This window comes from Rummeliibacillus sp. TYF-LIM-RU47 (genome assembly GCF_008638315.1).
In the GTDB taxonomy this organism is placed as follows: domain Bacteria; phylum Bacillota; class Bacilli; order Bacillales_A; family Planococcaceae; genus Rummeliibacillus; species Rummeliibacillus stabekisii.
Map to the genome: position 1 here is coordinate 166,364 of NZ_VVIR01000004.1, position 12,906 is coordinate 179,269.

The 12,906-nt window shown below is 39.9% G+C and carries 24 protein-coding genes; all 24 read left to right on the forward strand.

The window, feature by feature from the left end; translation table 11 throughout:
- Positions 1 to 20: 20 nt before the first annotated feature.
- The 24 genes from tuf (at position 21) to F0527_RS14545 (ending at position 12,753) form a co-directional block, all read left to right on the forward strand.
- Positions 21 to 1,208: an elongation factor Tu gene (gene tuf / locus F0527_RS14430; RefSeq protein ID WP_066790935.1), complete on the forward strand. Its 1,188-nt coding sequence runs from the start codon at positions 21 to 23 to the stop codon at positions 1,206 to 1,208.
- Positions 1,209 to 1,572: 364 nt separating this feature from the next.
- Complete coding sequence (rpsJ, locus tag F0527_RS14435) at positions 1,573 to 1,881, forward strand: 30S ribosomal protein S10 (RefSeq protein ID WP_066790933.1); 309 nt, start codon at positions 1,573 to 1,575, stop codon at positions 1,879 to 1,881.
- A 45-nt stretch (positions 1,882 to 1,926) separates the two neighbouring features.
- Positions 1,927 to 2,556, forward strand: coding sequence for a 50S ribosomal protein L3 (gene rplC, locus F0527_RS14440; protein ID WP_066790931.1), 630 nt, complete (start codon positions 1,927 to 1,929; stop codon positions 2,554 to 2,556).
- Between the two features lie 26 nt (positions 2,557 to 2,582).
- Entirely contained in the window at positions 2,583 to 3,206 is a 624-nt protein-coding gene (gene rplD / locus F0527_RS14445) for a 50S ribosomal protein L4 (RefSeq protein ID WP_066790929.1), read from the forward strand.
- Complete coding sequence (gene rplW, locus F0527_RS14450) at positions 3,206 to 3,484, forward strand: 50S ribosomal protein L23 (protein ID WP_066790927.1); 279 nt, start codon at positions 3,206 to 3,208, stop codon at positions 3,482 to 3,484. The genes rplD and rplW overlap by 1 nt, the downstream gene beginning before the upstream one ends.
- Positions 3,485 to 3,524: 40 nt before the next feature.
- Positions 3,525 to 4,355 carry a 50S ribosomal protein L2 gene (gene rplB, locus F0527_RS14455; protein WP_066790925.1) on the forward strand — a complete coding sequence of 277 codons (831 nt, stop codon included), beginning with the start codon at positions 3,525 to 3,527 and terminating at the stop codon, positions 4,353 to 4,355.
- Between the two features lie 60 nt (positions 4,356 to 4,415).
- Positions 4,416 to 4,697: a 30S ribosomal protein S19 gene (gene rpsS / locus F0527_RS14460; RefSeq protein ID WP_066790923.1), complete on the forward strand. Its 282-nt coding sequence runs from the start codon at positions 4,416 to 4,418 to the stop codon at positions 4,695 to 4,697.
- A gap of 21 nt (positions 4,698 to 4,718) precedes the next feature.
- Complete coding sequence (gene rplV / locus F0527_RS14465; protein WP_066790918.1) at positions 4,719 to 5,063, forward strand: 50S ribosomal protein L22; 345 nt, start codon at positions 4,719 to 4,721, stop codon at positions 5,061 to 5,063.
- A gap of 3 nt (positions 5,064 to 5,066) precedes the next feature.
- Entirely contained in the window at positions 5,067 to 5,723 is a 657-nt protein-coding gene (gene rpsC, locus F0527_RS14470; protein ID WP_066790916.1) for a 30S ribosomal protein S3, read from the forward strand.
- Position 5,724: 1 nt separating this feature from the next.
- Positions 5,725 to 6,159, forward strand: coding sequence for a 50S ribosomal protein L16 (gene rplP, locus F0527_RS14475; RefSeq protein ID WP_066790910.1), 435 nt, complete (start codon positions 5,725 to 5,727; stop codon positions 6,157 to 6,159).
- Positions 6,149 to 6,349 (forward strand): 50S ribosomal protein L29, encoded by a 201-nt coding sequence (gene rpmC / locus F0527_RS14480; protein WP_066790908.1) that lies wholly within the window; start codon positions 6,149 to 6,151, stop codon positions 6,347 to 6,349. Before rplP ends, rpmC begins: the two co-directional genes overlap by 11 nt.
- A 20-nt stretch (positions 6,350 to 6,369) precedes the next feature.
- Positions 6,370 to 6,633 carry a 30S ribosomal protein S17 gene (gene rpsQ, locus F0527_RS14485; RefSeq protein ID WP_066790906.1) on the forward strand — a complete coding sequence of 88 codons (264 nt, stop codon included), beginning with the start codon at positions 6,370 to 6,372 and terminating at the stop codon, positions 6,631 to 6,633.
- A gap of 41 nt (positions 6,634 to 6,674) precedes the next feature.
- A complete protein-coding gene (gene rplN, locus F0527_RS14490; protein WP_066790904.1) occupies positions 6,675 to 7,043 on the forward strand; it encodes a 50S ribosomal protein L14 in 369 nt (122 codons plus the stop codon).
- Between the two features lie 35 nt (positions 7,044 to 7,078).
- On the forward strand, positions 7,079 to 7,390 hold the full coding sequence (rplX, locus tag F0527_RS14495; protein WP_150285384.1) for a 50S ribosomal protein L24: 312 nt from the start codon (positions 7,079 to 7,081) through the stop codon (positions 7,388 to 7,390).
- Positions 7,391 to 7,417: 27 nt separating this feature from the next.
- On the forward strand, positions 7,418 to 7,957 hold the full coding sequence (rplE, locus tag F0527_RS14500; RefSeq protein ID WP_066790900.1) for a 50S ribosomal protein L5: 540 nt from the start codon (positions 7,418 to 7,420) through the stop codon (positions 7,955 to 7,957).
- Positions 7,958 to 7,974: 17 nt separating this feature from the next.
- A complete protein-coding gene (locus F0527_RS14505) occupies positions 7,975 to 8,160 on the forward strand; it encodes a type Z 30S ribosomal protein S14 (protein WP_066790898.1) in 186 nt (61 codons plus the stop codon).
- Positions 8,161 to 8,190: 30 nt separating this feature from the next.
- Positions 8,191 to 8,589: a 30S ribosomal protein S8 gene (gene rpsH, locus F0527_RS14510; RefSeq protein WP_066790894.1), complete on the forward strand. Its 399-nt coding sequence runs from the start codon at positions 8,191 to 8,193 to the stop codon at positions 8,587 to 8,589.
- 32 nt (positions 8,590 to 8,621) lie between these two features.
- On the forward strand, positions 8,622 to 9,161 hold the full coding sequence (gene rplF / locus F0527_RS14515) for a 50S ribosomal protein L6 (protein ID WP_066790886.1): 540 nt from the start codon (positions 8,622 to 8,624) through the stop codon (positions 9,159 to 9,161).
- Between the two features lie 33 nt (positions 9,162 to 9,194).
- Positions 9,195 to 9,554, forward strand: a complete 360-nt coding sequence (gene rplR, locus F0527_RS14520) for a 50S ribosomal protein L18 (protein WP_150285385.1) — start codon at positions 9,195 to 9,197, stop codon at positions 9,552 to 9,554.
- A gap of 21 nt (positions 9,555 to 9,575) precedes the next feature.
- On the forward strand, positions 9,576 to 10,079 hold the full coding sequence (rpsE, locus tag F0527_RS14525; RefSeq protein WP_066790882.1) for a 30S ribosomal protein S5: 504 nt from the start codon (positions 9,576 to 9,578) through the stop codon (positions 10,077 to 10,079).
- Positions 10,080 to 10,093: 14 nt separating this feature from the next.
- Positions 10,094 to 10,276 carry a 50S ribosomal protein L30 gene (gene rpmD, locus F0527_RS14530; RefSeq protein WP_066790880.1) on the forward strand — a complete coding sequence of 61 codons (183 nt, stop codon included), beginning with the start codon at positions 10,094 to 10,096 and terminating at the stop codon, positions 10,274 to 10,276.
- 32 nt (positions 10,277 to 10,308) lie between these two features.
- Positions 10,309 to 10,749: a 50S ribosomal protein L15 gene (gene rplO, locus F0527_RS14535; RefSeq protein WP_066790877.1), complete on the forward strand. Its 441-nt coding sequence runs from the start codon at positions 10,309 to 10,311 to the stop codon at positions 10,747 to 10,749.
- Positions 10,749 to 12,035 carry a preprotein translocase subunit SecY gene (secY, locus tag F0527_RS14540; protein WP_066790875.1) on the forward strand — a complete coding sequence of 429 codons (1,287 nt, stop codon included), beginning with the start codon at positions 10,749 to 10,751 and terminating at the stop codon, positions 12,033 to 12,035. The genes rplO and secY overlap by 1 nt, the downstream gene beginning before the upstream one ends.
- A gap of 64 nt (positions 12,036 to 12,099) precedes the next feature.
- Entirely contained in the window at positions 12,100 to 12,753 is a 654-nt protein-coding gene (locus tag F0527_RS14545; protein WP_066790873.1) for an adenylate kinase, read from the forward strand.
- Positions 12,754 to 12,906: the final 153 nt, after the last annotated feature.

The following is a 12,906-nucleotide window of genomic DNA, read 5'->3' on the forward strand; positions in this document are numbered from 1 at the left end:
CTTGAGGAGGCAATTTTAAAATGGCTAAAGAAAAATTCGACCGTTCTAAAACACATGCTAACATTGGTACAATCGGACACGTTGACCATGGTAAAACAACTTTAACTGCTGCTATCGCTACAGTTCTTTCTAAAAAAATGGGTGGAGAAGCTAAATCATACGATCAAATCGATAACGCTCCAGAAGAAAAAGAACGCGGTATCACAATCAATACTTCTCACATCGAATACGAAACTGAAAAACGTCACTATGCTCACGTTGACTGCCCAGGACACGCTGACTATGTTAAAAACATGATCACTGGTGCTGCTCAAATGGACGGCGCTATCCTTGTAGTATCTGCTGCTGATGGTCCAATGCCACAAACTCGTGAACATATCCTATTATCTCGTAACGTAGGTGTACCTTACATCGTAGTATTCTTAAACAAATGCGATATGGTAGACGACGAAGAATTACTTGAATTAGTAGAAATGGAAGTTCGTGATCTATTATCTGAATATGACTTCCCTGGTGATGATGTTCCTGTTATCAAAGGTTCTGCTCTTAAAGCTCTTGAAGGCGAAGCAGATTGGGAAGAACGCGTTGTTGAATTAATGAACGCTGTTGATGAATACATCCCAACTCCAGAACGTCAAACTGACAAACCATTCATGATGCCTGTCGAAGATGTATTCTCTATCACAGGTCGTGGTACAGTTGCTACTGGTCGTGTAGAACGCGGTCAAGTAAAAGTTGGTGACGTTGTTGATATCGTAGGTATCGCAGAAGAAACTAAACAAACAACTGTAACTGGTGTTGAAATGTTCCGTAAATTATTAGACTATGCTGAAGCTGGCGATAACATCGGTGCATTACTACGTGGTGTTGCTCGTGAAGAAATCCAACGTGGACAAGTATTGGCTAAACCAGGCACAATCACTCCACACACTAAATTCTCAGCTGAAGTTTACGTTTTATCAAAAGAAGAAGGTGGACGTCACACTCCATTCTTCTCAAACTACCGCCCACAATTCTATTTCCGTACAACTGACGTAACTGGTGTTATCACTTTGCCAGAAGGTACTGAAATGGTTATGCCTGGCGATAACACAAAAATGAACATCGAACTAATTCACCCAATCGCTATCGAAGACGGTACTCGTTTCTCAATCCGCGAAGGTGGCCGTACTGTTGGTTCAGGCGTTGTTTCATCTATCGAAAAATAATTGTTTCTTGAAAACAATTTATTTATTAAGCTATCCCGAGTGCACACGGGATAGCTTTTTTTATATTTCAATGATTTGGCAAGAATTCTTATGGACAAAACGATTGCCAAACAAAGAGAAATTTAATATACTGGAATACGTGCAAAACAAGATTTAGTAGATATGAAGACTTTCTAAAACAATATATAAAGAAATTCGTGAAATCACTTGCTTATTCGCGAAAATCTATGTATAATATTTAATGTTGGTCTTTGACTGCGATGAAGCGGGAGGTTGCCGACACACCCGGCCGCATTGCCATGGCGCGTGTGTGGGAAATTTCCGTGGAGAATGTCTAGGAAATAGGCGAAAAGGAGGGAAAATAATGGCAAAACAAAAGATTCGAATCCGTTTGAAAGCATATGATCACAGAATTCTTGATCAATCTGCTGAGAAAATTGTTGAAACTGCGAAACGCTCAGGTGCAAGTGTATCAGGTCCGATACCTCTTCCAACTGAAAAATCCATTTACACAATTCTTCGTGCTGTTCACAAGTATAAAGATTCTCGTGAGCAATTTGAAATGCGCACTCATAAACGTCTAATCGATATCGTTAACCCAACACCACAAACTGTGGATGCGTTAATGAAATTAGATTTACCATCAGGCGTTGATATTGAAATCAAACTTTAATGGTAAAAAATATATTAAATTAAATTATCTCAGGAGGTGTGACTAATGACCAAAGGAATCTTAGGTAGAAAAATCGGTATGACGCAAGTTTTTGCTGAGAATGGTGATTTAATCCCTGTAACTGTTGTTGAAGCTGCTCCAAACGTAGTTCTTCAAAAGAAATCAGTTGATACAGATGGCTACGAAGCAATCCAAATCGGTTTCGATGATAAACGCGAAAAGCTTTCAAACAAACCTGAAAAAGGACACGTAGCAAAAGCGAACACTACTCCTAAGCGCTTCATTCGCGAAATCCGCGATGTAAACTTAGCTGAGTACGAGGTTGGTCAAGAAGTCAAAGTTGAAATTTTCGCAGAAGGCGATGTAGTAGATGTAACAGGTGTTACTAAAGGTAAAGGTTTCCAAGGTGTAATTAAACGCCACGGACAATCTCGTGGACCAATGGCCCACGGTTCTCGTTACCACCGTCGTCCTGGTTCAATGGGCCCTGTAGCTCCGAACCGCGTATTTAAACAAAAAAAATTACCTGGTCAAATGGGTGGCAACACAGTTACAATTCAAAACTTAACAATTGTTAAAGTTGATGCGGAACGCAACTTGCTACTAATCAAAGGTAATGTTCCTGGTTCTCGTAAAGCATTAGTAACAGTTAAGTCTGCTATTAAAGCTAACTAATTTTCCGAAGAAAGGAGGAAACAGGAATGACAAAAGTTAACTTACTTAGTCAAACAGGTTCTTCTGTAGGCGAAATCGAATTAAACGATGCGATCTTCGGAATTGAACCTAATCAATCAGTATTATTTGACGCGATTATCGCTCAACGCGCTTCATTACGTCAAGGTACACATAAAGTAAAAAATCGCTCTGAAGTTGCTGGCGGTGGTCGTAAACCATGGCGCCAAAAAGGAACTGGGCGTGCTCGTCAAGGTTCTATCCGTTCTCCACAATGGCGTGGCGGTGGTACTGTATTCGGTCCAACACCTCGCAGCTACAGCTACAAACTTCCTAAAAAAGTTCGTCGTTTAGCTCTTAAATCAGCTCTATCTTCTAAAGTTGCTGAAACAAACTTTGTGGTACTAGAAGCATTGAAATTAGATGCACCAAAAACAAAAGATTTCGCTAAAGTTTTAGCTGATCTTTCAATTAACTCTAAAGCATTATTTGTTACTGCTGACTTAGATGAAAACGTAGCACTATCTGCTCGTAACATCCAAGGTGTAACAGTTCTAACTGCAGCTGGAATCAACGTTCTTGATCTTGTAGGTCATGATAAAGTTGTATTCACTCAAGCTGCTGTAAAAAAAGTTGAGGAGGTGCTTGGTTAATGGAAGCACGTGAAGTTTTAAAACGTCCTGTCATTACTGAGCGTTCTTCAGAACAAATGGCAGAAAACAAATATACTTTTGAAGTTGACACTCGTGCCAATAAAACTGAAGTCAAAGATGCTGTAGAAGAAATCTTTGGCGTTAAAGTTGAAAAAGTTAACATTATGAATTACAAAGGTAAATTCAAACGTGTTGGCCGTCACGGTGGATACACAAACAAACGCCGCAAAGCAATTGTAAAATTGTCTGAAGGCGAAATCGAATTATTCGAAATGTAATATTCGTTCAATATGAACATTAAAGAAGGAGGGAACACAAATGGCGATTAAAAAGTATAAGCCTACCTCAAATGGTCGTCGTAACATGACATCATCTGACTTTGCTGAGATTACAACTAACAAACCAGAAAAATCATTGTTAGAATCTACTAAACGCAAAGCTGGTCGTAATAACCAAGGTAAAATCACTGTTCGTCATAATGGTGGTGGTCACAAACGTCAATACCGTGTCATCGATTTCAAACGTACAAAAGATGGCATTCCAGGACGCGTTGCTACTATCGAGTATGATCCAAACCGATCTGCAAACATCGCATTAATTAACTATGCTGATGGTGAAAAACGTTATATCCTAGCACCTAAGGGTCTAGTAGTTGGAATGACAATTGTATCTGGTCCAGATGTTGATATTAAAGTAGGTAACGCCCTGCCATTATCAAATATCCCAATGGGTACAACAATTCACAACATCGAAATGAAACCAGGTAAAGGTGGACAACTAGTACGTTCTGCTGGTACATCTGCTCAAATCCTTGGTAAAGAAGGTAAATACGTAATCGTTCGTCTTCAATCTGGCGAAGTTCGTATGATCCTAGCAACTTGCCGTGCTACAATCGGTGAAGTTGGTAATGAACAACACGAGCTTATCAACATTGGTAAAGCAGGCCGTACTCGTTGGATGGGTAAACGTCCTACTGTCCGCGGTTCTGTAATGAACCCTAACGATCACCCACACGGTGGTGGTGAAGGTAAATCTCCAATCGGTCGTAAATCTCCAATGACTCCATGGGGTAAACCTGCACTTGGTTATAAAACTCGTAAAAAGAAAAACAACTCCGACAAACTTATCATTCGTCGTCGTAAAAAATAATGTGATTAGACTACGGTTCACTGATAGAGCCGTGGTGGAATCACGGAGGGAGGTTCCAAAATGGGTCGTAGCTTGAAAAAAGGACCTTTTGTTGACGAACACTTAATGAAAAAAGTGGAAGCTCAACAAGATTCAGAAAAAAAACAAGTGATCAAAACTTGGTCTCGCCGTTCTACAATCTTCCCGAACTTCATCGGTTCTACAATCGCTGTATATGATGGTCGTAAACATGTGCCAGTATACGTGACTGAAGATATGGTAGGTCATAAACTAGGCGAATTCGCACCAACTCGTACTTATAAAGGACACGGTGCAGATGATAAGAAAACTTCAGTACGCTAATTTGAGGGGAGGTAAATCCTGATGCAAGAAGCTAAAGCTATTGCTCGCACAGTTCGAATTGCTCCTCGTAAAGTCCGCTTAGTAGTTGATTTAATCCGAGGCAAGCAAGTTGGCGAAGCAGTTGCAATTTTACGCCATACTCCAAAAGCAGCATCTCCGGTAGTAGAAAAAGTGTTAAAATCTGCAGTTGCAAACGCTGAACATAATTATGACTTAGACGTTAACAATTTAGTGATCTCTAAAGTATTTGTAGATGAAGGTCCTACATTGAAACGTTTCCGTCCACGTGCACAAGGTCGTGCAAGTGCAATTAACAAACGTACAAGCCACATCACAATCGTGGTATCTGAGAAGAAGGAGGGATAATACGTGGGTCAAAAAGTACATCCAATAGGATTACGTGTTGGTGTCATTCGTGATTGGGAATCTAGATGGTACGCTGAAAAAGACTATGCTACATTACTACACGAAGACATCAACGTTCGTAAATATATCGAAAAAACTTTAAAAGAAGCATCGGTTTCTAAAGTTGAAATCGAACGTGCTGCTAACAAAATTAACATTACAATTAGCACTGCGAAACCAGGTATGGTTATCGGTAAGGGCGGTTCTGAAGTGGAAGCACTTCGTAAACACCTTAACGAAATGACTGGCAAACGCGTACACATCAACATCGTTGAAATTAAACGCGCTGATCTTGATGCTAAACTTGTAGCTGAAAATATCGCTCGCCAATTAGAAAACCGTGTATCATTCCGTCGTGCACAAAAACAAGCAATTCAACGTACAATCCGTTCAGGTGCTCAAGGTATCAAAACTCAAGTATCTGGTCGTCTAGGTGGCGCTGATATCGCTCGTGCAGAACATTATAGTGAAGGAACTGTTCCACTTCATACACTTCGCGCTGACATTGATTATGCTCATGCAGAAGCTGACACTACTTATGGTAAACTAGGTGTTAAAGTATGGATTTACCGTGGTGAAGTCCTTCCAGTTAAGAAGAACTCTGAGGAAGGAGGCAAATAATATGTTATTGCCAAAACGCGTTAAATACCGTCGTGTACACCGTGGCAAAATGCGCGGTCAAGCGAAAGGTGGTACAGAAGTTGTTTTCGGAGAATATGGTTTACAATCACTAGAAGCTAGCTGGATTACAAACCGTCAAATCGAAGCTGCTCGTATTGCTATGACTCGTTATACAAAACGTGGCGGTAAAGTTTGGATTAAAATATTCCCTCACAAACCATACACTAAAAAGCCTCTTGAAGTACGTATGGGTTCAGGGAAAGGTGCTCCTGAAGGTTGGGTAGCTGTAGTAAAACCCGGCAGAATTATGTTTGAAATCGGTGGGGTTTCTGAAGAAATCGCTCGTGAAGCACTTCGTTTAGCAAGTCATAAATTACCTGTTAAATGTAAGATTGTTAAACGTGAAGAAATTGGTGGTGAATCTAATGAAAGCTAATGAAATCCGTGAACTTACAACTGCAGAAATCGAAGTAAAAGTAAAATCACTGAAAGAAGAGCTTTTCAACCTTCGCTTCCAATTGGCGACTGGTCAATTAGAAAACACAGCTCGCATTCGTGAGGTACGTAAAGCGATTGCGCGTATGAAAACTGTGATTCGTGAAAGAGAAATCAGTGCAAATAACTGATAATGAGGAGGTTTGCAAGCATGACTGAGCGTAACCAACGCAAAGTTTACACAGGCCGCGTCGTTTCTGATAAAATGGATAAAACTATTACTGTTTTAGTTGAAACATACAAAAAGCATACGCTTTATGGCAAACGTGTAAAATACTCTAAAAAGTTCAAAGCGCATGATGAAAACAACACAGCTAAAGTTGGAGATATCGTACGCATTATGGAAACTCGTCCGCTATCAGCTACTAAACGTTTCCGTTTAGTTGAAGTTGTAGAAAAAGCGGTTATTATCTAATAAATTTCGGAATAAGACAAGTCCGAAGGGAGGTAACCTAAGTGATCCAACAAGAAAGTCGTTTGAAAGTTGCCGACAACTCAGGTGCAAAAGAAGTTTTAACTATTAAAGTACTTGGTGGTTCTGGTCGTAAAACTGCTAACATCGGAGATGTTATCGTTTGTACGGTGAAGAAAGCAACACCAGGTGGCGTTGTCAAGAAAGGTGAAGTTGTTAAAGCTGTAATCGTTCGTACGAAAAGCGGCGTTCGTCGTAAAGACGGCACTTACATCAAATTCGATGAAAACGCATGTGTAATCATTCGTGATGATAAATCACCACGCGGTACACGTATTTTCGGACCTGTTGCACGTGAATTACGTGACAATAGCTTCATGAAAATTGTTTCATTAGCTCCGGAAGTTCTTTAATTACATGAAAGTGCCAATCAAGGAGGTGCGACAGAATGCATGTTAAAAAAGGCGACAAAGTAATGGTTATTACAGGTAAAGATAAAGGCAAAACAGGTGTTATTCTTGCTGCTTTCCCTAAAAAAAATCGCGTGTTAGTTGAGGGTGTTAACATCGTTAAAAAACACGTGAAACCTAACCAACTTAATCCACAAGGTGGAATTGTCAGCCAAGAGGCAGCAATTCACGTTTCGAACGTAATGCTAATCGATCCTAAATCTGGCGAGCCGACTCGCGTAGGTTATAAAGTTGAAGATGGCAAAAAAGTTCGTATAGCAAAAAAATCAGGTGCAGTAATCGATAAATAAGTTTAAACAGAGAAGGGAGGTACAAACATGAACCGCCTAAAAGAAAAATTTGTAAAAGAAGTTTCTCCAGCTCTAATGAGCAAATTCGAATACACTTCAACAATGCAAGTACCGAAAGTTGAAAAAATCGTAATCAACATGGGTGTTGGTGACGCTGTTCAAAACTCTAAAGTGCTTGATTCTGCTGTTGAAGAATTAACATTAATCACTGGTCAAAAACCAGTTGTGACTAAAGCTAAAAAATCTATCGCTGGTTTCCGTCTTCGTGAAGGAATGCCAATCGGTGCAAAAGTTACACTACGTGGTGAACGTATGTATGACTTCTTGGATAAATTAATTTCAATTTCTCTTCCACGTGTACGTGACTTCCGCGGTGTTTCTAAAAAAGCATTCGATGGTCGCGGTAACTATACTCTTGGTGTGAAAGAACAATTAATCTTCCCTGAGATCGACTATGATAAAGTATCAAAAGTACGCGGTATGGATATCGTGATTGTTACTACTGCGAACTCTGATGAAGAAGCTCGCGAGTTGTTAACTCAATTCGGTATGCCATTCCAAAAATAATATAGGGAGGCGAGAACGTGGCTAAAAAATCAATGATCGTTAAACAACAACGTGGTGCGAAGCATAAAGTTCAAGAATACACTCGTTGTGAACGCTGTGGCCGTCCACACTCTGTATACCGCAAATTCAAACTTTGCCGTATTTGTTTCCGTGAACTTGCATACAAGGGACAAATTCCTGGCGTCAAAAAAGCCAGCTGGTAATCCCCTAATTTGGGAAGGAGGTAAATTGTAATGACTATGACAGATCCGATTGCAGATATGCTTACACGCATCCGTAATGCTAACATGGTCCGTCACGAAAAATTAGAGCTTCCAGCTTCTAATATCAAAAAAGAAATCGCTGAAATTCTTAAGCGTGAAGGTTTCGTTCGTGACGTTGAATATGTTGAAGATGATAAACAAGGTATTATCCGTATCTTCTTGAAATACGGCCAAAATAACGAACGCGTTATTACTGGTCTAAAACGTATTTCAAAACCAGGATTACGTGTTTATGCGAAAACTGATGAAGTACCTAAAGTGTTGAACGGTCTAGGTATCGCTTTAGTATCAACTTCACAAGGTTTGTTAACAGACAAAGAAGCTCGCGCTAAAAAAGTTGGCGGCGAAGTTCTAGCATACGTTTGGTAATTAGCAACAAATGAATGGAGGTGCAACAATAAATGTCTCGTATAGGTAAAAAGCCAATCGAGGTGCCTGCAGGTGTTACTGTATCAGTTGATGCTGATAACGTAGCAACTGTAAAAGGCCCTAAAGGCGAATTAGTTCGTTCTTTTAACAAAGATATTAAAATCGAACAAGAAGGCAACGTTATTACATTAACACGTCCTTCTGAATCTAAAGAACACCGTACAAACCACGGTACAACTCGTGCTTTGCTTGCAAACATGGTTACAGGTGTTTCTGAAGGTTTCTCTAAAACTCTAGAATTAGTCGGTGTTGGTTACCGTGCGCAATTACAAGGTAAAAAACTTGTATTAAACGTAGGTTACTCTCATCCAGTTGAATTCACACCTGAAAATGGTGTTGAAGTTGAAGTGCCTTCTAATACGAAAGTAATCGTTAAAGGTATTTCAAAAGAACAAGTTGGAGCTCTTGCTTCAAACATCCGTGACGTACGCCCACCAGAACCTTATAAAGGTAAAGGGATCCGTTATGAAGGCGAACATGTTCGTCGTAAAGAAGGTAAAACAGGTAAATAATGCTGCCTAAGCATTAGAAAGGAGTGACCCTTTGTGATTACGAAACAAGATAAAAATCAAGTTCGTAAAAAACGTCATGCTCGTGTACGTTCAAAAATTACTGGTACAGCACAACGTCCTCGTTTAAACGTGTACCGTTCTAATAAACACATTTACGCACAAATCATTGACGATACTCAAGGCGTAACACTTGCTTCAGCTTCAACTATGGATAAAGAGTTCGAAGGCACTGCAAGCAACGTGGATGCTGCTGCGAAAATTGGTGAAACAATCGCTAAACGTGCTGCTGCGAAAGATGTCAAAGCTGTTGTATTTGACCGTGGCGGTTACTTATATCATGGACGTGTTAAAGCTTTAGCTGAAGCTGCACGCGAAAACGGGTTAGAATTTTAATAAGAAGGAGGTACACTTTTCATGGGTCTTAATTTTGACGCAAACAATCTAGAACTTGAAGAACGCGTAGTTACGATTAACCGCGTTGCTAAAGTTGTAAAAGGTGGACGTCGTTTCCGCTTCACTGCATTAGTTGTTGTTGGAGATCGTAATGGCCATGTTGGTTTTGGTACAGGTAAAGCTCAAGAAGTACCTGATGCTATTCGCAAAGCTGTTGAAGATGCGAAGAAAAACCTAATCGAAGTTCCACGTGTTGGTGGTACTACTCCTCACTTAGTGATGGGTAAATTCGGTGCAGGTAACATCATGATTAAACCTGCTGCTCCTGGTACAGGAGTTATCGCTGGTGGTCCGGTACGTGCCGTACTTGAACTTGCTGGTATTACTGATATTCTTTCAAAATCTTTAGGTTCAAACACACCAATCAATATGGTGCGTGCGACTATTAAAGGATTATCTGAATTAAAACAAGCTGAAGAAGTTGCAAAACTTCGCGGTAAATCAGTAGAAGAATTATTAGGTTAAGGGAGGGAAATGACATGTCAAATAAACTAGAAATTACCCTCACTAAAAGTTTAATCGGTACTAAACCTGCACAACGCAAAACAATTGAAGCACTTGGTTTACGTAAAATGAACCAAACTGTTGAACATAACGATAACGTTGCTATCCGTGGTGCGATCACTAAAGTCGCTCACTTAGTAACAGTTACTGAAAAATAATTTTAAATTCTATAACAAGGAGGTGCCATCTAATGAAACTTCATGAGTTAGAACCATCTATTGGATCACGTAAAGAACGCAATCGTGTTGGTCGTGGTATCGCGACTGGTAACGGTAAAACTTCTGGTAGAGGTCAAAAAGGTCAAAATTCACGTTCAGGCGGCGGTGTACGCCCTGGATTTGAAGGTGGTCAAAACCCGATCTTCCGTCGTTTGCCAAAACGTGGTTTCACTAACATTAACCGCAAAGAATACGCAATCGTAAATCTTGATGCGTTAAACCGTTTTGAAGAAGGCACAGAAGTTACACCAGCTTTACTTGTTGAAACTGGCGTTGTGAGCAAAGAGAAAGCTGGCATTAAAGTTCTAGGTAATGGAACTCTTAACAAAAAGCTTACTGTAAAAGCTCATAAATTCTCTGCATCTGCACAACAAGCAATTGAAAATGTCGGCGGAAACATTGAGGTGATCTAATGTTTCGAACAATCTCTAACTTTATGCGCGTCAGAGATATTAGAAATAAAATCATTTTCACCCTTTTGATGTTGATAGTATTCCGCATAGGTTCATTTATTCCTGTTCCGAATGTCGACGCTGCAGTATTACAGCAAACTGACCAGTATAACCTAGTCGGTTTCCTAAATACTTTTGGCGGTGGAGCTCTTAAGAACTTCTCTATATTCGCTATGGGGATAATGCCTTACATTACAGCATCAATTATTGTTCAACTGTTGCAAATGGATGTAGTGAAAAAGTTTACCGAGTGGTCAAAACAAGGTGAAGTGGGACGTAAGAAGATTTCTCAATTCACACGATATTTCGCAATTGTCCTTGCTTTCATTCAATCAATCGCTATGTCTTACGGTTTTAACCGTATGTACGGCGGTTCATTGATTAGAGAAGAAGGAGTAATGACTTACATTACAATTGCAATCGTGTTAACTGCTGGAACTGCATTCTTATTATGGCTAGGCGAACAGATTACAGAAAAAGGTGTTGGAAATGGTATTTCCATTATCATCTTCGCTGGGATCGTTGCTGCATTACCAAATACAGTGAACCAAATTTATGCTCAACAGTTTGAAAATGCTGGTGATCAATTGTTCATCAACATTATTACGCTGGTGTTGATTGCTCTTGCTGCATTGGCAATTGTTGTCGGGGTTACTTACGTTCAACAAGCGAATCGTAAAATCCCTATTCAATATGCTAAAGGTACTGGGGCGCAACGTGGAGCTCAACAATCACACTTACCACTGAAAGTTAACTCTGCCGGAGTTATTCCAATTATCTTTGCAGTTGCATTCCTTGTAACGCCTAGAACAATTGCTACTTTCTTTGGAGATACAAGTGTAACAAGATTTATTGAAAAAACGTTTGATTACTCTCAACCTATTGGGATGATCATATATGTAGCGCTAATTGTCGCTTTCACATATTTCTATGCGTTTGTTCAAGTAAATCCTGAAAAGGTTGCTGATAATCTTAAGAAACAAGGTGCCTATATCCCTGGCATTCGCCCAGGAAAAAGCACGCAGGATTATCTAACAGCTGTTCTATACCGTTTAACATTTGTAGGTGCGATTTTCTTATCTGTGATTTCTGTTCTACCAATCTTGTTTATCAATATTGCGAATCTACCTTCATCTGCTCAAATTGGTGGCACTAGTTTACTAATCATAGTAAGTGTTGCTCTTGAAACGATGAAACAATTAGAATCACAACTTGTTAAACGCCACTACAAAGGTTTTATGAAATAAGGTTGGTTTTTTGGAACGGCCACGTTCCTAAAAACCTTCATACTAATAATGGAGGTGACTCCGTATGAATATTGTTTTAATGGGTTTGCCAGGTGCCGGAAAAGGTACGCAAGCAGATAAAATTGTTGAGAAATACGGTATCCCTCATATTTCTACAGGTGATATGTTCCGTGCCGCTATTCAAAACGGTACAGAATTAGGGTTGCAAGCAAAGTCATTCATGGATCAAGGAGCATTAGTTCCTGATGAAGTGACAATTGGCATTGTTCGAGAACGCCTAAGCGAAGCTGATTGTGACAAAGGATTTCTACTTGATGGATTCCCGCGTACAACAGCACAAGCTGAAGCTTTAGATCAAATATTAGCTGACCTAGGCAAAAAGGTTGAACACGTGATTAACATCGAAGTTGAACGAGATGATTTAGTCAAACGATTGACTGGCCGCCGTATCTGTAAAGTATGTGGATCCTCTTATCATCTTATTTTCAACCCTCCAAAAGAGGCGGGAATATGTGATAAAGACGGTGGAGAGCTTTACCAACGGGCAGATGATAATCCGGAAACGGTTAACAACCGCCTTGAAGTGAATATTAAGCAATCTCAACCGTTGCTTGACTTTTACCGAGAAAAACATATTTTAACTAACATTAATGGTCAGCAAGATATCAATGATGTATTTGCTGAGGTTGATGCTCTTTTAAAAGGTAACCGCAACTAATACCCGCCAGAGGGCGCAGATATCTGCAACCGCGGGAGTATGCGGTAGCATGACGGAATGATATTTTCGAGAGCTGCAAAAGCATATTGTACCCGGTCTATACGCCAATGAATAATAGAATAGATAAGTTGGGATTCTTTATTTAGGGTGGTA